The sequence below is a fragment of the Dokdonella koreensis DS-123 genome (genome assembly GCF_001632775.1).
GTDB classification, from domain to species: domain Bacteria; phylum Pseudomonadota; class Gammaproteobacteria; order Xanthomonadales; family Rhodanobacteraceae; genus Dokdonella; species Dokdonella koreensis.
This window is the reverse complement of the sequence record NZ_CP015249.1, coordinates 2,848,858-2,867,504: the sequence shown is the minus strand read 5'-3', so window position 1 is coordinate 2,867,504 and position 18,647 is coordinate 2,848,858. Positions and strand designations below refer to the sequence as shown.

Below are 18,647 nucleotides of genomic sequence, written 5' to 3'. Positions count from 1 at the left end.
GCCCTTCCCCCCGGCGGCGACGGGACACTGCGGCAGCGCCCTCCGGACGTGCCCGGCATGGCGGCGATCAGGTGCGGCGGGCACGGGCGCGCTCATGCGAGCAGGTCCGCTACCGCATCGCCGATCGCGGCAGCGGTGAGCCCGAGGTGGCGATAGAGGTCCGCCGCGGGCGCCGAGGCGCCGAAGCGGTCGATGCCGACCACCGCGCCGTCGAGGCCCACGTACTTGCGCCAGTAGTCGGTGACGCCGGCCTCCACCGCGACGCGCGGCAGGCCCGGCGGCAGCACCGTGTCGCGGTACGCGCGCGGCTGGCGGTCGAACACCTGCGTGCACGGCAGCGAGACCACGCGCACCGGCAGGCCGCGTTCGGCGAGTTGTGCGGCGGCCTCCACCGCCAGCGCCACTTCCGAGCCGGTCGCGATGATGACCGCACGCGCATCCTCCGCGTCGCGCAGTACGTAGCCGCCGCGCCGGACGCGCAGGCGCAGCGCATCGTCCACGACCAGCGCAGGCAGGTTCTGGCGCGACAGCAGCAGGGCGCTGGGGCCGCTGTCGTGGCCGACACGCTCGACCGCGCTGATCCAGGCCGCCAGCGTCTCGACGCGATCGCACGGCCGCCACACATCCAGGCCCGGGATCAAGCGCAGGCTGGCCGCGTGCTCGATCGGCTGGTGCGTGGGTCCGTCCTCGCCGAGGCCGATCGAGTCGTGCGTCAGCACGTGCACCACGCGCTGGCGCATCAGTGCGGCCATGCGGATCGCATTGCGCGCGTAGTCGGAGAACACCGCGAAGGTGCCGCCGAACGGCAGCCAGCCGCCGTGCAGGGCGATGCCGTTGAGCATCGCCGCCATGCCGAACTCGCGCACGCCGTAGTGGATGTAGGTGCCGGCACCGTCCGCGCCGACGGCGCGGCAGCCGGTCCAGTTCGTGAGGTTGGAGCCGGTCAGGTCGGCCGAGCCGCCGAGCAGCTCCGGCAGCAGCGGTGCGAGCAGGTTCAGCGCGTCCTGGCTGGCCTTGCGCGTGGCGACCGCGGTTTCGTTGGCGGTGCCGCGCAGCAGCGCGTTGGCGCGGCCGATCCAGTCGGCCGGCAGCAGCGCGTGGCCGTCCAGGCCGGTCCGGCGGCGGAACGCCTCGGCCAGTACCGGATGCTGCGCCTCGTAGGCGGCGAAGCGCTCGCGCCAGTCGCGCTCCAGCGTCCGGCCGGTCTCGCGCGCGTCCCAGGCGCGCGCAATCGGCGCGGGCACGTCGAACGGCGGCGCGGTCCAGCCGAGGTTCTCGCGCGTGGCGGCGACTTCCGCCGCGCCCAGCGGCGCGCCGTGCACGGCCTCGCTGCCGGCCTTGTTCGGGCTGCCGTGGCCGATCACGGTGCGGCAGGCGATCAGCGACGGGCGGTCCGTCGCCGCGCGTGCCGCGCGCAGCGCACGCTCGATCGCCGCCGGATCGTGACCGTCGACCTCGGCCACGACGTGCCAGCCGTAGGCCTCGAAGCGCCGCGGCGTATCGTCGGTGAACCAGCCCGTCACCTCGCCGTCGATCGAGATGCCGTTGTCGTCGTAGAAGGCGATCAGCTTGCCGAGCCGCAGCGTGCCGGCCAGCGAGGCGACCTCGTGTGAGATCCCCTCCATCAGGCAGCCGTCGCCGAGGAAGACATAGGTGTGGTGATCGACGATCGTGTGCGCGCCGCGGTTGAACTCGGCCGCCAGCAGGCGCTCGGCCAGCGCCATGCCGACCGCGTTGGCCAGGCCCTGGCCGAGCGGGCCGGTGGTGGTTTCCACGCCCGGCGTCTCGCCGAACTCCGGGTGGCCGGGCGTGCGGCTGTGCAGTTGGCGGAAGCGCTTGAGTTCGTCGATCGGCAGGTCGTAGCCGGTCAGGTGCAACAGCGCGTACAGCAGCATCGAGCCGTGCCCGTTGGACAGCACGAAACGGTCGCGATCCACCCACTGCGGGTTGCCCGGGTTGTGGCGCAGGTAGCGGCCCCACAGCACCTCGGCGATGTCGGCCATGCCCATCGGCGCACCCGGGTGGCCGGAATTGGCCGCCTGCACGGCATCGACGGCCAGCAGGCGCAGCGCGTTGGCGCGATCCCGTGGCGTGGGTCCTGCCGCGGCGGCGGGCACCTGGCGTTCGGCGTTCATCCGCCGGCCCTCCGCTTGCGGTCCATCAGCTGCAGGATCATCGGCGTGAAGATGATCTGCATCGCCAGGCCCATCTTGCCGCCGGGCACGACGATGCTGTTGGGCCGGCTCATGAACGAGTCGTGCAGCATGTTCAGGAGATAGGGGAAGTCGATGCCCTTGGGCCGGGCGAAGCGGATCACCACGAAGCTCTCGTCCGGCGTCGGGATGTCGCGCGCGATGAACGGGTTGGACGTGTCCACCGTCGGCACGCGCTGGAAGTTGACGTGCGTGTGCGTGAACTGCGGGACGATGTGGTTGATGTAGTCGGGCATGCGCCGCAGGATCGTGTCGACCACGGCCTCCTGCGAGTAGCCGCGCTGGCGCTGGTCGCGGTGCAGCTTCTGGATCCACTCCAGGTTGATGATCGGTACCACGCCGATCAGCAGGTCCGGGTGGCGCGCGATGTCCACGGCGTCGGTCTTCACCGCGCCGTGCAGGCCCTCGTAGAACAGCAGGTCGGTGCCGGGCCGCACGCCCTCCCAGGGCGTGAACGTGCCCGGGTCCTGCGCGTAGGGCGCGGCCTCGGCGGCGTCGTGCAGGTACTTGCGCACCTGGCCGCCGCCGGTCTCGCCGTAGGCGGCGAACAAGGCTTCGAGCTCCTCGAACAGGTTCGAGTACGGCCCGAAGTGGCTGAAATGGCGATTGCCCTGGGTCTCGGCCTCCTTCATCGCCTGGCGCATCGCCAAGCGGTCGTAGCGGTGGAACGCGTCGCCCTCGACGATCTGCGCGTCGAGGCTCTCGCGCCGGAAGATGTGCTGGAAGCTCTGCAGCACGGTGGTGGTGCCGGCGCCGGAAGAGCCGGTCACCGCGACGATCGGGTGCTTGACCGACATCAGAGCGCCTCCGGCCGGAACAACGAGCGTTCGTTGAACAGCGGCGAGACGAACGGGCGGTCGGTGCCGTCCTCGAACTCGCGGTGGTAGCGTTCGATCCGCTCGACCTCCTCGTGCGAGCCGAGCACCACCGGGATGCGCTGGTGGATCGATTCCGGCTGAACGTCCAGCAGCGGACCGCGTCCGGTGCTGCCGCGACCGCCGGCCTGCTCGACCAGCAGCGCCATCGGGTTGGCCTCGTACAGCAGGCGCAGGCGCCCGGGCTTCTTCGGGTCCTTGGTGTCGCGCGGGTACATGAAGACGCCGCCGCGCATCAGGATGCGATGCACCTCGGCCACCATCGAGGCGATCCAGCGCATGTTGAAGTCGCGCTCGCGGATACCGCTGCGGCCTTCCTTGCACTCGCCGACGTAGCGCTGCACCGGCGGCTCCCAGAAGCGCTCGTTGGAGGTGTTGATCGCGAACTCGCTGGTCTCGGACGGGATGCGCAGGTCCGGGTGGGTCAGGATGAAGTTGCCGATCTCCCGATCGAGCGTGAAGCCGTGCGTGCCGTTGCCGACCGTGAGCACCAGCATCGTCGTCGGTCCGTAGATGGCGTAGCCGGCGGCGATCTGCCGGTGGCCGGGCTGCAGGTAGTCGCGCGGACCGGGCGGCGCCTCGGTGTCGTGGCGCAGGACCGAGAAGATCGAGCCGACCGAGACGTTGACGTCGATGTTGGACGAGCCGTCCAGCGGATCGAACACCAGCAGGTAGCGGCCGCGCCGGTGGTCGGCGGGGATCGGGTAGGGCTCGTCCAGTTCCTCGGACACCATGCCGGCCACCAGGCCGCCCCATTCGCAATGGCGCAGCACGATCTCGTTGGTCAGCACGTCCAGCGGCTTCTGCACCTCGCCGTGCACGTTGACGGTGGCACGGTCGGGCGCCGCCTCGCCACGGAAATGCAGCTGGCCCTTGGCCACCACCGCCGCGATCGTCTTGACCGCCGCGGCGACGTCCACCAGCAGGGCGGAGAGGTCCTGCTCGCTCGGCGCGCCGCGCAGGTGTTCGATCAGGAACTTCGACAGCGTGGGGCGTTGGTAGAACATCGCATCTCCCTCCAGATGGCCACTCGTGGGTGCGGTCCGGCCCGGCCGCGCGGTCGGGTCAGGTGGCGGCCGCCGCCTCGGCGAACAGCCGGCTGGCGCGGATGTCGGCGGCGCTGATCGTGGTCAGCTGCTCGGCCGAGAGTTCCGCTTCCGTGCCGGCCGCCAGGGCCGTCTCGAACAGCCGTCCGGCCTGGCGCAGCCGTGCGCGATCCAGCGCATTGCGGATCGACCGCGCATTGGCGAAGTGCGGCCGCGCCACGCGCAGCGCGATGTAGTCGCGCAGCGCGCCGATCGCGTCCTCGTCCAGCCGGTAGTCCATCCGCGCGGTCATCAGCTCGGCGATGCGCAGCAGCTCGTCGGCGTCGTAGTCGGGGAAGTCGATGTGGTGCGCGATGCGTGAAGCCATCCCCGGGTTGCTCTGGAAGAACGTGTCCATGCGCGACTTGTAGCCGGCCAGGATCACCACCAGGTCCTCGCGCTGGTTCTCCATCACCTGCAGCAGGATCTCGATCGCCTCCTGGCCGTAGTCGCGCTCGTTCTCCGGCCGGTACAGGTAGTAGGCCTCGTCGATGAACAGCACGCCGCCCATCGCGCGCTTGAGCACTTCCTTGGTCTTGGGCGCCGTGTGGCCGATGTACTGGCCGACCAGGTCGTCGCGCGTCACCGAGACCAGGTGGTTCTTCCGGATGTAGCCCAGGCGATGCAGGATGTCGGCCATGCGCAGCGCCACCGTGGTCTTGCCGGTGCCGGGATTGCCGGTGAACCCCATGTGCAGGCTGGGCGCGCCGGCCGTGAGGCCCAGGTTCCGCCGCGCCTTCTCCACGATCAGCAGCGAGGCGATCTCGCGGATGCGCGTCTTGACCGGCACCAGGCCGACCAGCTCGGCGTCGAGCTGGGCCAGCACCTGGGCCATGCCCGACTCGGCATAGAGGCGGGCCAGCGAGGTGGTCGGCGCGGGATCGGCAGTGGGTTGGGCGTTCACGGCGGCGGTCGGGGGTTCAGAAGCGCTGGCCGGCGGGCCGGTCGCTGGCGTAGGACTGCAGCGTGTAGCGGATGTTGCGGCCGTCCACTTCCTGGCGGCTCAGGCGGAAGCCGGTCTCGGTCTGCGGGCGGTTGACGATGAACGACAGGCGCTGGGTCTCGAAGCCGTGCGTGGAATCGAACGCATTGATCTTGATGTAGTGGTCCGGGTACTGCGCGCGGCAGGCGCGGACCTCCATCAGCACGCCGGCGGCGTCCTTGAGGTCGAACATCGGCAGGCCCCACAGCTCCCAGTAGGTGTTGCGCGGGTGCGGGTCGTCGGTGAACTCGATCGACGGTGCCCAGCCTTGCTGCAGGATGTACTCCACCTGCGCGCGGATCTGCTCGTCGGTGAGGTCGGGCAGGAACGAGAACGTGCCTTGGGTGATGCGCATGGCGGTCTCCAGTGAGGGCGGCGGTCAGGCCGCGGTCGGCGTCGGCACGAAGTCGACGGTGTCGGTGGAGGTGTACTCGAAGGTGACGTCCTTCCAGGTATCGAGCGCGGCGCGCAGCGGTGTGCACCAGCGGGCCGCCTTGGCCAGCACCTGCGGGCCCTCGTTCCAGAGGTCCACGCCCTCGTTGCGTGCCTGGATCATCGCTTCGAGCGCGACGCGATTGGCGGTGGCGCCGGCCTGGATGCCCTGTGGGTGGCCGATCGTGCCGCCGCCGAACTGCAGCACCACGTCCTCGCCCAGGTAGTGGATCAGCTGGTGCATCTGGCCGGCGTGGATGCCGCCGGACGCCACCGGCATCACGCGGCGCAGGCTGGCCCAGTCCTGCTCGAAGTAGAGCCCGTGCGCCAGGTTCTGCGGCGTGCGCATCTCGCGCAGCGTGTCGTAGATGCCCGCGATCACCGAGGGATCGCCCTCGAGCTTGCCGACCACCGTGCCGGCGTGGATGTGGTCCACGCCCGCCATGCGCATCCACTTGGAGATCACGCGGAAGCTGATGCCGTGCGACTTCTGGCGCGTGTAGGTGCCGTGGCCGGCGCGGTGCAGGTGCAGGATCATGTCGTTGCGCCGCGCCCACTTGGCCATGCTCTGGATCGCGGTGTAGCCGATCACCAGGTCGATCATGATGATGTTGGAGCCGAGCTGCTTGGCGAATTCGGCGCGCTCGTACATGTCCTCCATCGTCGCGGCGGTGACGTTGAGGTAATGGCCCTTGACCTCGCCGGTCTCGGCTGCGGCACGGTTGACCGCTTCCATCACGAACAGGAAGCGGTCACGCCAGTGCATGAACGGCTGCGAGTTGATGTTCTCGTCGTCCTTGACGAAGTCGAGCCCGCCCTTGAGCGCCTCGTAGACGACGCGGCCGTAGTTGCGGCCGGACAGGCCCAGCTTCGGCTTGGTGGTGGCGCCGAGCAGCGGCCGGCCGAACTTGTCCAGCCGCTCCCGCTCGACCACGATGCCGGTGGCCGGGCCCTGGAACGTCTTCAGGTACGCCACCGGGATGCGCATGTCCTCCAGGCGCAGCGCCTTGAGCGGCTTGAAGCCGAACACGTTGCCGATGATCGAGGCGGTGAGGTTGGCGATCGAGCCTTCCTCGAACAGTTCCAGTTCGTAGGCGATGTAGGCGAAGTACTGCGCTTCGGTCGCCGTGCCCGGGCCGGTGTTGGGCACCGGATCGACGCGGTAGGCCTTGGCGCGGTACCTCTCGCAGGCGGTCAGGCGGTCGGTCCAGACCACGGTCCAGGTGGCCGTGGACGACTCCCCGGCGACCGCGGCCGCGGCTTCCTCCGGATGCACGCCGTCCTGCGGCGTGATCCGGAACAGCGCGATCACGTCGGTGTCCTGCGGCACGTAGTCCGGCTGCCAGTAGCCCATCTCGCGGTAGGCGAGGACGCCGGACTGGTAGCGCGCGCTGGTGTTGCCGACGACGCGCTGCTCGGTGGCCACTGCATTCATGCTGCTCTCCCGTCCCGTCGTTAGGTGGTCCGACGATAGGCAGCGCGATCAGAAAGGTAAATTCAGAAATTCTTTAACTGGACTAAGTAAATACTTATGATTGGGCCGCCGGCGCACCTGCGCCGCCGCCCGCGAGACGCGCCGATGCTGCACCTCACGCTGCGCCAGTTGCAGGTTTTCCTGGAGGCGGCCCGCCTGCTCAATTTCGCGCGCGCCGCCGAGGCGCTGCACCTGACGCAGCCGGCCGTCTCGATGCAGATCCGCCAGCTCGAAGGCGCCGTCGGCGTGGACCTGTTCGAGCGCGTCGGCCGGCGCCTGGCACTGACCGAGGCCGGCCAGGTGCTGCGTCATCACGCCGCGCGCGTGCTCGGCGAGATCGCCGATGCCGAGCAGTCCCTGCAGAACCTCACCGGCCTGCGCAGCGGCTTGGTCACCGTCGGCCTGGTCAGCACCGCCAAGTACTTCGCGCCGCGCCTGCTGGCCGTGTTCGCCGAGCAGCATCCCGGCATCGACGTGCGCTTCAGCGTCGGCAACCGCGACACGCTGGTGCGCCTGCTGGAGGACAACGAGATCGACCTGGCCGTGATGGGGCGTCCGCCCGAGAAGCTCGACGCGCTGGCCGAGCCGATGGCCGAGAACCCGCACGTGCTGGTCGCCGCGCGCGACCATCCGCTGGCCGGCGCGCGCAGCATCGACATGCACGAGCTGCGGCACGAGACCTTCCTGAGCCGCGAGCCCGGCTCCGGCACGCAGGGCGTGATGGAGAACGTGTTCCGCCAGCACCTGTTCACGCCGGCGCGCACGATCCTGATGGGCAGCAACGAGACCGTGAAGCAGGCCGTGATGGCGGGCATGGGCGTCAGCCTGTTGTCGCTGCACACGCTGGCGTTGGAACGGCGCGCCGGCGAGGTGGCGATCCTCGACGTGGTCGGCACGCCGGTGCTGCGCACCTGGCACGTGGTGCACATGCGCGCCAAGCAGCTCGCACCCGCCGCGCGCGCGTTCCGCCAGTTCCTGCTGGAGAACACCTCCGACTACCTGCGCGAGGCGTTCCCGCTGCCGGCCTCACCCACAAAGGTGCCGTCAGCCCGCGCGCGGCGGCGAGCACCTGCGCGCGGGCGTTGAGCGGCGGCTCAGCCGCCGTCCCGGAGGCGTGCCAGTGCCTCGCGCAGCATCCGCTCCAGCACCGGGTTGCCGCCCGCGTTCAAGGCCAGCGCCTTGTCGTACGCCGTGATCGCGGCACTGCGATGGCCGGCATCGGCTTCGCCCTTGGCCAGATTCGCCCAGGCGTCGGTGGACTGCGGATACAACGTCACGGCCGCCTGCAGGCAGTCCAGCGCGCGCTGCGGCTGGCCGGCCTGGGCGTGGAAGCCCGCCAGCAGGATCAGGTCCCACTCCGAGACCGGGAACCCCTGGCGCGCCTGCGCCAAGGCGTCGCGTCCGACCAGGGCGGTGACCGCCTCGACGTGGCCGGGCAGGGCGGCGGCCAGCCCGTCGCGCGCCGCATCGCGCGCCAGCGCGGCGTAGCGCCGGTCGAGCGCGTCGAAGTAGGCGGCCTCGCCGTCCTTCGCGTAGGTGCGCTGCTCGTAGGTCGTGAACGTGGCGCCGTCGCCGGTCTGCGCGGTCAGCACCTGCAGGCCGTCCGCGGCCGGCCACAGGCGCACCTGGTAGCGCTGGCCGCCGGCGAACGTGTCGAACGCCAGCGAGGCCCCGTTCCGCCGGACGTCGCGGATCGTCGATTCGAGCACGCCGGTGGTCTCGAACACACGCAGCGTCACCACCGGCTGCCCGTCCGGCCAGGCCAGCGCGATCTGCGTGCCCAGGCTCAGGCGGAAGCCGCCGTCGCGTGCCCGCCAACGGCCGGTCGTGTTCTGCGCAGTCGGCACCTGCCCCAGGGCAGGGACGGGATCGCGGCTGTAGGCCGGGCGCGGCGGCAGCGGCGTCTTCGCATCGCCCGCATCCGCCAGGGCAGCCACGATCGCGGCGCGGTCGCGGGGCTCCAGCGCGGCCGCGTCGGCCAGCGGGCCGAACAGCGTCGCCGCGATCGTCGCCGCGGCCACCTCGGTGCCGCGGCGGGACGGATGGCTGCCGTCCTCGGCCAGCAGCCCGGCGTCCGCGGACGCGGCCAGCCGGGCGAACACCCGGCCCACCGGCGCCAGCTGCGCGTCGTTTCCGCGGGCCGCGCGGGTGTAGGCGTATTCCAGATAGGCTTGGCCGGCGCCGGCACCCCAGGTCTCGAAGAACACCGGCACCGCGCCGCGCTCGCGGACGCGTGCTGCGAAGTACGCCGCCTGTGCGAAGAACAGGCTCGGCTCGGAATAGAAGCGCTCGCCGTTGACGCTGTAGCCCGGCCGGATATCGCGTCCTTCCTGCAGCACCACATAGTCCCAGCGCGCGCCGGCGATGCGCGCCTCGGCCTCACCGTCGCGGCGGTGGCCCTCCAGCGTCCGGCCGTCCGGCGCGACCATGGCCGCGTCCACGCGCCGGCCCGGATAGGCACGGGCCACGTAGGCAGCGAACGTCGCGGGCAGGTCGTTGCGGTTGGTCAGGCTGTTGCCGACGAACAGGACGCGCACCGGCGATGCGGGTTCGGCCGGTGCGGCGAGGACGGCGGTGCCGGTGCCGGCGCACAGCAGCGCGAGCGCCGCGGCCAGCCACGGACGAAGCGAGCGGATCATGGTTGTTCCCTCCCGAGCGATGTCCCGGTCGTGGCGCAGCGGCACATCCCCGCCGGATGCCGCAGTGCCCTCGGGCCGGCATGGGTTGCGCACCGGCGCGGCCGGCCGGAACGAACGCGGCCGCGGAGGCTTCGGACCGGCGATGCGCGCGGGAGTTCACACGCCGCGTGCACGGGCCGAGAATACGACGTCGTCAGGATGCTGGCTTGATCACACGCTCGCGTGCCGCGGCACGCGTGGATTGAAACGCAAGACGCGCGAGGGTCGAGGAACAGAGCACCTGTCGCGCCCCTCAGGAGCGCGTGGATTGAAACATGGCGTAGCTCAAGGCGGCGCGCGCGACGGCCGGTCGCGCCCCGCAGGGGCGCGTGGATTGAAACGGCAATCAGTCGCGTGGAACGAACTCTTTCGGCAGTCGCGCCCCGTAGGGGCGCATGGATTGAAACTTCGGTCGCTCGCGCATGGGTGCGATGTACGCATCGCGTCGCACCCCGCAGGGGCGCGTGGATTGAAACCAGGTCAGGTTGCCGACGAACGGCGCGCGGTTGCGGTCGCGCTCCGCAGGGGCGCGTGGATTGAAACGTCGACGCGCACGGGTTGCGCTTCGAGGATCGCCGGTCGCGCCCCGCAGGGGCGCGTGGATTGAAACAGCGACTCGTAGTACGGCAGGGCGGAAGTGCCACGTCGCGCCCCGTAGGGCGCGTGGATTGAAACGGCGGGTAGTGCGTATGCCACCACTGGTCATCCGCCGCGCCCCGCAGGCGCGCGCGGATCGGGATTCACACCGCTATGTGCGGGGCGGCATCGATTCGGGCGCCTGCCAGCGGGGTGCGGACGAACGGAAGGCCAGCGCAGTGCCTTCTCCGGCAGTGCCGCCCGGACGGGCGGCGCTTCGCGTGATTAAGCCGCGCGCGAGGCGCGCTTGCGATCGCTTTCGGTGAGATGCTTCTTGCGCAGGCGAATGAACTTCGGCGTCACTTCCACCAGCTCATCGTCCTCGATGAACTCCAGCGCCTGCTCCAGCGACATCTTGATCGGCGGCGTCAGCTGCACGTTGTCGTCCTTGCCGGCCGCGCGGATGTTGGTCAGCTGCTTGGCGCGCAAGGCATTGACGGTGAGGTCGTTGTCCTTGGAGTGGATGCCGACCAGCTGGCCCTCGTAGATCTCGTCACCCTCGCTGACCAGCAGGCGGCCGCGCTCCTGCAGGCTGACCAGCGAATACGCCGGCGCCGGACCCTGGCCGTTGGAGATCATCACGCCGTTGGGCCGCTTGGCGATCGCGCCCTCCGCCTTCGGACCGTAGTGGTCGAAGACGTGGAACAGCAGGCCCGTGCCGGCCGTCAGCGTGCGGAACTCGGTCTGGAAACCGATCAGGCCGCGCGCCGGGATCAGGTACTCCAGGCGCACGCGGCCCTTGCCGTCCGGCTCCATGTTCTTGAGCTGGCCCTTGCGCATCCCTAAGCGCTCCATCACGCCGCCCTGGAACTGCTCCTCCATGTCCACCACGAGCTGCTCGATCGGCTCGCTCGGCACGCCGTCGATCTCCTTGATGATGACTTCCGGGCGCGACACCGCCAGCTCGTAGCCCTCGCGGCGCATCGTCTCGATCAGCACCGACAGGTGCAGCTCGCCGCGGCCGGACACCTTGAACTTGTCCGGGTCCTCGGTCTCTTCCACCTTCAGCGCCACGTTGTGCAGCGTCTCGCGCATCAGGCGGTCGCGGATCTGGCGCGAGGTCAGGAACTTGCCGCCGCTGTGATCCTTGGTGCCGGCGAACGGCGAGTTGTTGACCTGGAAGGTCATGCTGATCGTCGGCTCGTCCACCGTCAGCACCGGCAGCTGCTCCGGCACATCCGTGGCGCAGACCGTGTCGGAAATGCCCAAGGCCTCGATACCGCTGATGGCGATGATGTCGCCCGCCTGCGCCTCGGCCACTTCCTTGCGCTCCAGGCCCATGAAGCCGAGCACCTGCAGCACCTTGCCGTTGCGCTTCTTGCCTTCGCGGTCGAGGATGGCCACCGGCATGTTGGTGCGCACCTTGCCGCGCTGGATGCGGCCGATGCCGATCAGGCCGACATAGTTGTTGTAGTCCAGCTGGCTGATGCGCATCTGGAACGGGCCGTCCGGGTCCACCTGCGGCGGCGAGACGTGCTTCATGATCGCCTCGTACAGCGGCGTCATGTCGCCCGAGCGTGCTTCCGGATCCAGGCTGGCGTAGCCGTGCAGCGCGGAGGCGTAGACCACCGGGAAGTCCAACTGCTCGTCGGTCGCGCCCAGGCGGTCGAACAGGTCGAACGTGGCGTTCAGCACCCAGTCCGGCCGCGCGCCCGGGCGGTCGATCTTGTTGATGACCACGATCGGCTTGAAGCCCATCTGGAACGCCTTCTGCGTGACGAAGCGCGTCTGCGGCATCGGGCCGTCCATCGCGTCCACCAGGATCAGCACGGTGTCCACCATCGACAGCACGCGCTCCACCTCGCCGCCGAAGTCCGCATGGCCGGGGGTGTCGACGATGTTGATGCGGTTCTCGCGCCAGGTGATGGCGGTGTTCTTGGACAGGATCGTGATGCCACGTTCCTTTTCCTGGTCGTTGGAGTCCATCACCCGCTCGGCCAGCACGGTGCGCTCGCTGAACGTGCCGGACTGCTTGAGAAGGCAGTCGACCAGGGTGGTCTTGCCGTGGTCGACGTGGGCCACGATCGCGATGTTGCGGAGGTTTTCGATGGACATGGGCTATCCCGGCGACCGCATCGGATCGTCGTTGGAGGGAGGGCAAAAGGGGTCCGATTATACGGGTTTTTCGGCCGGATGGTGCGGCGCAGCGTGCGAGCACCTGCGGGCGCCGGACCGGCCGGGCTGCGTCCCGGGCGCCGCTGCGGGCCGGCGGAAACAAAAAAAGAGCCGCCCGGCGAGGGGCGGCTCTGAAAGCTACTCGTCGTTGGAGAGGATCGAGCCAGTCAAGCCTAGCGGCCGAATATTGCAGGCAGAAGGCAATGACGGCGCGCGATGTGACCGGTGCGCTGCGCCTTGCCCGGCGAAACTGAACGCAGTAGTGTCGGTCGGGCCAACAGGGGGAAGGCCATGTGTCAGTCGAACGGATCGCGCCATCGCAGGCGCATCGGGCGTCATCCTGATTCAAGCGGCCGACGCCCCGAGCTGCACGTCGATCCAGCGCCCTGAGCTGCCTCGGGTCCACGGATGGTCATCCAGTTCTACGCACACTCCGGCAGCCGGTCCGAACAGAGCGACTGGCAGCCGCTGCGCGAGCATCTGATCGGAACGGGATGGCGCGCTGAGCGCTACGCGTCGGTGTTCGGTGCAGACATGCTCGCGATGATCGCAGGGCGGCTCCACGACCTCGGCAAGTACACCGAGTCCTTTCAAAGCAGGTTTCGCGGAGAGGTGCCACCGTGTTCCGGGCTTGCGGTAGTGCATGCGCGCGAATTGCGCGCCACTATTAGTGTCAGGCTTCCAATAGCGCTTAAACGGAACACTAGTTATGATCGGCGTGCCCAAGGTGCCAGGAGATGGTCCCCGATGTCGCAGCCTAAGAAGGAAGAGGGTTCCAGCTACTCCATCAGCCTGAAGTTGGACATAAGAGGGCGTGAAAAGCCCGCTGTGTGGCCATGGGTCATCGTTGTTCTGATCACGCTATGTGCTCCGTGGCTCGGGTGGCTACTGAAGCAAGTTCTGTGATCTGAGAGAACGTGGATTGAAATCGTTGTAGCGCGACTGGAGTGGATATCCCCTCTCGGGATCGAGGGGGGTGTTCACTAGGCTCAATAAGGAAGGAGGGCGTGCAATGGGTTATGGAGTGACACCCGACAACGCTTCGTGCGTGCTCGCACAATCTTCACCGTCAGTGGCCGCCGCGCACTACCGGGCGCAGGATGATTGCTGGCAACCTCTGTTGAAGCACCTTCTCGGTACCGCAGACTGGGCCAAGCGCTTCGCCGAGAAGCTTGGGCTCGGAATGCTCGGCGAACTGCTCGGCTTGCTGCACGACCTGGGAAAGTACAGCCAAGTCTTCCAGGCTTATCTGAAGTCAGCTGTCGGAAAGCTGGTGCCCGACGTCGACGAGGACTGGGTCGATGCCGTCCAACTCAAGGGCAAGATCGATCATTCCAGTGCCGGTGCACAGTATGTTTGGCAGGTGCTGGGTCAGGGCCACGGAAGACTCGGTGCCCTTGTCGGCCAGCTTTCCGCGTTGTGCATCGCTTCGCATCATTCCGGTCTGATCAACACTCTGTCTCCCACGGGTAAAGACGATTTCATCGCGCGAATGCGCAAGGACGATGGAAAGACGCATCTGAGCGAGGCGCTTGAGTCAGCAGATCGAGATATCCTGGAGCGCTGCGAGGCACTTCTGGCAGATCCGGCCCTGCTCGAACAGGTTGATGCCGTCATCAAGCGCATCGAACAGCGCAACCCTGGGCAAGCCGACGCGCCGCGATTTCAGCAATTCGGCCTGCTGGTGCGCTTCATGTTCAGTTGTCTCGTTGCGGGCGACCGCATCGATACAGCGGACTTCGAGAATCCAGACGACGCCGACCTGCGCCCGGCGGGGCAGTACGAGCACTGGACCGTCTTGATCCAACGCCTCGAATCCCATCTCGCTGGACTTCCTGTCCGATACCCCATCGATACGTTACGGCAATCGATCTCGCTGGATTGCCTGCATGCCGCTTCGAACGAGAAGGGCATCTTCACTCTCACCGTTCCCACTGGCGGAGGCAAGACGCTAGCCAGCCTTCGCTTCGCCCTTCACCACGCGCAAGAGCGTAAGCTGGATCGCATCGTCTACGTGGTTCCCTTCACGGCGATCATCGATCAGAACGCTCGCGTTGCCCGGGCAGTCCTAGAGCCGGATGCCACCGTTGACGATGGCCTCGTTGTCCTGGAGCACCACGGCAATCTCGCGCCCGAACGAGATCAGGGTCGCGAAAAGCTCCTTGCCGCGGATTGGGATGCTCCCGTGGTCTACACCACGATGGTCCAGTTCCTTGAGGCGCTGTTCGGCGCCGGAACCCGCGGCGCTCGACGAATGCACCAGTTGGCAAACGCGGTACTGGTCTTCGACGAAGTTCAGACCATTCCGATTCGCTGCGTCCATCTGTTCAACAACGCACTCAACTTCCTGGTCGAACAGTGCAACAGCAGTGTCGTGCTTTGTACTGCGACCCAGCCGCTGCTGGATCGCGTCGATACGGCCAGGGGTGCGGTGAAGCTCTCTGATGGACATAGCTTGATACCGGATGTCGGCCAGCTATTCGATCAACTCAGGAGGGTCGAAGTACATGACGCCTGCAAGGCCCAAGGCTGGGCGGCCGATGAAATAGCGAATCTGATACTTCGCGAGTTCCACGACAAGGGCAATTGTCTGCTCATCACCAACACCAAGTCAGCCGCGAAGAAGCTCTACGAGCTGGTCGTTTCGGTCGCTGGTCAAGACGTTGTTCATCACCTCAGTACCGACATGTGTCCTGCTCACCGCAGGGCCGAGCTAGACAAGGTCAAAACCAAGCTGGAGGCAGGTGTTCCGGTGATCTGCGTCAGTACTCAGCTGATCGAGGCGGGGGTCGACATCGACTTCTGGGTGGTGGTCCGCTATCTGGCTGGCCTAGACTCCATTGCGCAAGCGGCTGGACGATGCAACCGCAACGGCAAGATTCGTCGTGGACACTTGTATATCGTCAACCCCCGAGATGAAAACCTGGGAATGCTTCCGGACATCGAGGAGGGCAAGAAGCAGGCGAGAAGAGTCCTGGCTGACTATCTCGACGATCCTGCTCGCTACGACAACGACCGGCTGGGACCGAAAGCTCTGGAAGATTACTACCGCTATTACTTCTTCCAGCGTAGACAGGAGATGAGCTATCCCACGTCAGTCGACGTGGATACGAGCTTGCTGGACCTTCTGGCCCTCAATCCCACTGCCGTCAGCGCATATCTTGGTGACAACGGTCGATATCCACCGTATCGGTTTTGTCAGTCCTTCTCTACCGCGGCCCGTCTGTTCAAGGCCATTGACGCCCCTACCGAAGGCATCGTGGTGCCTTATGGAGAAGACGGGAAGGCTCTGATCGCCGAACTGTGCGGTGCATCGGACCGTCCCTTCGACAAGAAGCTTCTGAAGAAGGCTCAGCAGTACACCGTCAACGTGCTTCCGAAGGTGCTGAAGCACCTATCCGATATCGAGGCTTTTCAGACCGTGGGCTCCGGCCTGGGAATTCACTGCCTACTTCAGGAGCACTACAGTGAAAAATTCGGTCTGTCGGCACATATCGTCAATTCACCCGAGGCATCCGTATGGACATGAAGAACCTGCTCGAATTCAGAGTCTGGGGGCGGTATGCGCTGTTCACCGATCCGCTGACCAAGGCTGGGGGTGAGAAGTGTTCGTATCACGTCCCAACCTACGAAGCCCTCAAGGGCATAGCCAAATCGATTTATTGGAAGCCGACCCTGATCTGGTTCATCGATGAAGTGCGTGTGATGAAGCGTATTCGTACCCAGGCCCGAGGTGTCAAGCCGCTGGATTTCAGTGGTGGCAATAGCCTGGCCATCTATACCTTCCTTGCGGATGTCGAGTATCAGGTGCGTGCCCACTTCGAATGGAACACTCATCGTCCGGAGCTCGCCCAGGATCGTATCGACGGCAAGCATTACGCCATCGCGCGGCGAATGCTGGAACGCGGCGGTCGTCAAGACATCTTCCTGGGTACTCGTGACTGTCAGGGATATGTCGCGCCTTGCGCTTTTGGTGATGGGCAGGGTCAGCTCGATACGGATGGGGAGCTCGCCTTCGGCCTAATGTTTCATGGCTTCGACTATCCCGATGAAACCGGGACCAATGAACTGCAGGCGCGATTCTGGAGGCCCGTCATGCGCAACGGCTGCATCGCATTCCCGAGGCCGCAGCACTGCGCAGATCGTAAGCACGTGCGTGAGATGACGCCCAAGCGGTTCGATCTTGATCGCAATCAACTCGCGGTGGAGAGCGAACTCGGTGCGTTGGAGAGTTTGGAATGAACTGGCTCGGCAGTCTCTACGAAACGTACCAAGCCTGCTATGGGCGTCCGCGCGAGGATTCGGCCGTCCTGATGCCGATTGCGCACACGACACAGCAAGCGCACATCGAGATCGTACTGGACGCCGCGGGACGATTCAGGCGTGCGGAAGTGCTCAACAAGGGGCACGGCACGACCTTGATCCCCTGCACCGAGGCTTCCGGAGGCCGTGCCGGTAGTAAGCCCACCAGCCACCCATTGAGCGACAAGTTACAGTACGTCGCCGCCGATTTCGTCAAGCATGGGGGGGATGTGACATCGGGTTTCAGCGCTGACCCCGGAGAGCCGCACCGAGTCTATCTTGAACTCCTGTCCGGATGGGCCGCATCATCACATGGTCATCCCAAGCTGGATGCCGTCCTGCACTACGTGCGCAAAGGACATGTGGTGTCCGACCTGGTCACTCATGGCGTGCTGCCGGTCGACGAGGATGGAAAGCTGGTGAAAGCCTGGCCTAGCAGTAAGGATCAAGCTCCGGCGATCTACAAGTCCCTCCCCCCTGGGCAGGTTCCGGAAGACGCTTTCATCCGTTGGAGCGTCGAAGGTGACGGCCTCGCGACCGGCACTTGGCAGGATGCCACGTTAATGGACGCCTGGATCGCTTATTACGGGAAGATCCAGACCCTGCACGGCTACTGCATGGTCCGGGGGGAGAATACTACCCTTGCGGTCCAGCATCCGGCCAAGCTGCGCAACGCGGGAGACAAGGCCAAACTGATCTCGTCCAACGACGACACGGGCTTCACGTATCGAGGCAGGTTCACGGACGCAGAGCAGGTCGTAGGTGTGGGATACGAAACCACTCAGAAGGCTCACAACGCACTGCGTTGGCTTATCGAGCGTCAGGGTTCACGCAGCGGGGACCAGGCTATCGTCAGTTGGACCGTGGTGGGCACGCCGATTCCGAATCCCGTCAGTGACGAAGACGACGAGTTCTCCTATGCCGGACTCGTGACGGATGTGAGTGCCGGCCAGGTCTTCGCTCGCAAACTCAAGCAGACGATCGAAGGTTACCGGCATGTGCTCAAGCCATCGCAGGACGTGCACGTCATTGCGTTGGACTCTGCGACTCCCGGGCGCATGTCGATCACATTCTATAGGCGTCTGCGCGGTTCCGAGTTTCTGGATCGACTGCACCGATGGCATGAGCGCTTCGCTTGGCAGCAGAACTATGGCAGGGAGAGGCAGTTTGTAGGTGCACCGTTGCCGCGTGATATCGCCCAGGCCGCCTATGGTCGGCGACTCGACCCCAAGCTTGAAGCGGCCACGCGCGAACGGTTGCTCTCCTGCATCGTCGACCAGATGCCGTGTCCGCCGGACTTGGCGAAGTCGGCTTTCAAGCGCGCCGTCAATCGCTCGGGTCTCGATAAATGGGATTGGGAGAAGTGTCTTGGTGTCGCATGCGCACTTCACAAGGGAATTCACACCAAAGAGGACTACACGATGGCATTGGAACCAGATCGGACCACTCGTGACTATCTGTACGGCCGGCTGCTTGCATTGGCGGAAAGTCTGGAATCGTACGCACTGGATCTGGTCGAGGAGAAGCGCGACACCAGTGCGGCAAGGCTGATGCACCGCTTCTCCACCAATCCCTTCTCAACCTGGAACCAACTGGAGGCCAGATTTCTGCCGCCCTACAAGACGCGTCTTCGCAGTCGAAGGCCAGAGTTCCTGGCAGCGCGTGAGAAGCAACTTGATGAGGTCCATGTTGCGTTTCGACATGAAGATTTCGTCAGCGACGCTCCCCTTTCGGGAGAGTTTCTGCTCGGCTATCACTGTCAGCGCGCTGCGCTGCGTCAGAAGAAAACCTCAGCCAGCGATGATCCTCCAGCAGAGCCGGCCATCGATTGACCTGTCCGAACACCGGCTTTCAT

Annotated in this window: 13 protein-coding genes; 5 read left to right on the top strand and 8 right to left on the bottom strand. The window is 66.4% G+C overall.

From position 1 onward, the window contains the following. Positions 1 to 92: 92 nt before the first annotated feature. Genes tkt through I596_RS11635 form a run of 6 tightly spaced genes read right to left on the bottom strand, consistent with a single transcriptional unit; the run spans position 93 to position 7,022 of the window. A complete protein-coding gene (tkt, locus tag I596_RS11660; protein WP_067648015.1) occupies positions 93 to 2,135 on the bottom strand; it encodes a transketolase in 2,043 nt (680 codons plus the stop codon). Then, entirely contained in the window at positions 2,132 to 3,010 is an 879-nt protein-coding gene (locus I596_RS11655; protein WP_067648012.1) for a phosphoribulokinase, read from the bottom strand. Before I596_RS11655 ends, tkt begins: the two co-directional genes overlap by 4 nt. After that, the gene (locus I596_RS11650; protein ID WP_067648009.1) at positions 3,010 to 4,095 is read right to left on the bottom strand and encodes a class 1 fructose-bisphosphatase; all 1,086 of its coding nucleotides are present in this window, start codon (positions 4,093 to 4,095) and stop codon (positions 3,010 to 3,012) included. Before I596_RS11650 ends, I596_RS11655 begins: the two co-directional genes overlap by 1 nt. A 58-nt stretch (positions 4,096 to 4,153) precedes the next feature. Continuing rightward, positions 4,154 to 5,077, bottom strand: a complete 924-nt coding sequence (gene cbbX / locus I596_RS11645; protein ID WP_067648006.1) for a CbbX protein — start codon at positions 5,075 to 5,077, stop codon at positions 4,154 to 4,156. A 16-nt stretch (positions 5,078 to 5,093) separates the two neighbouring features. Then, entirely contained in the window at positions 5,094 to 5,510 is a 417-nt protein-coding gene (locus I596_RS11640; protein ID WP_067648003.1) for a ribulose bisphosphate carboxylase small subunit, read from the bottom strand. A gap of 24 nt (positions 5,511 to 5,534) precedes the next feature. Then, positions 5,535 to 7,022 carry a form I ribulose bisphosphate carboxylase large subunit gene (locus I596_RS11635; protein WP_067648000.1) on the bottom strand — a complete coding sequence of 496 codons (1,488 nt, stop codon included), beginning with the start codon at positions 7,020 to 7,022 and terminating at the stop codon, positions 5,535 to 5,537. Positions 7,023 to 7,166: 144 nt separating this feature from the next. On the opposite strand from I596_RS11635, the gene I596_RS11630 reads away from it, so the two are divergent. Beyond that, positions 7,167 to 8,147, top strand: a complete 981-nt coding sequence (locus I596_RS11630; RefSeq protein WP_083965791.1) for a LysR family transcriptional regulator — start codon at positions 7,167 to 7,169, stop codon at positions 8,145 to 8,147. A gap of 8 nt (positions 8,148 to 8,155) precedes the next feature. Here I596_RS11630 and I596_RS11625 read toward each other — a convergent pair whose 3' ends face one another. Together I596_RS11625 and typA are read right to left on the bottom strand one after the other, a co-directional pair. After that, a complete protein-coding gene (locus I596_RS11625) occupies positions 8,156 to 9,700 on the bottom strand; it encodes an SGNH/GDSL hydrolase family protein (protein ID WP_067647994.1) in 1,545 nt (514 codons plus the stop codon). 900 nt (positions 9,701 to 10,600) lie between these two features. Beyond that, on the bottom strand, positions 10,601 to 12,430 hold the full coding sequence (typA, locus tag I596_RS11620) for a translational GTPase TypA (protein WP_067647990.1): 1,830 nt from the start codon (positions 12,428 to 12,430) through the stop codon (positions 10,601 to 10,603). Between the two features lie 468 nt (positions 12,431 to 12,898). Between typA and I596_RS18495 the strand changes: the two genes are divergently transcribed. From I596_RS18495 to cas8c, 4 genes are all read left to right on the top strand, one after another. After that, positions 12,899 to 13,396 carry a CRISPR-associated endonuclease Cas3'' gene (locus I596_RS18495; protein WP_150132126.1) on the top strand — a complete coding sequence of 166 codons (498 nt, stop codon included), beginning with the start codon at positions 12,899 to 12,901 and terminating at the stop codon, positions 13,394 to 13,396. Between the two features lie 118 nt (positions 13,397 to 13,514). Next, the gene (gene cas3, locus I596_RS11615) at positions 13,515 to 16,019 is read left to right on the top strand and encodes a CRISPR-associated helicase Cas3' (protein WP_223303823.1); all 2,505 of its coding nucleotides are present in this window, start codon (positions 13,515 to 13,517) and stop codon (positions 16,017 to 16,019) included. Next, complete coding sequence (cas5c, locus tag I596_RS11610; RefSeq protein WP_067651854.1) at positions 16,016 to 16,732, top strand: type I-C CRISPR-associated protein Cas5c; 717 nt, start codon at positions 16,016 to 16,018, stop codon at positions 16,730 to 16,732. Before cas3 ends, cas5c begins: the two co-directional genes overlap by 4 nt. Beyond that, positions 16,729 to 18,624 (top strand): type I-C CRISPR-associated protein Cas8c/Csd1, encoded by a 1,896-nt coding sequence (gene cas8c / locus I596_RS11605; RefSeq protein WP_067647984.1) that lies wholly within the window; start codon positions 16,729 to 16,731, stop codon positions 18,622 to 18,624. Before cas5c ends, cas8c begins: the two co-directional genes overlap by 4 nt. Positions 18,625 to 18,647: the final 23 nt, after the last annotated feature.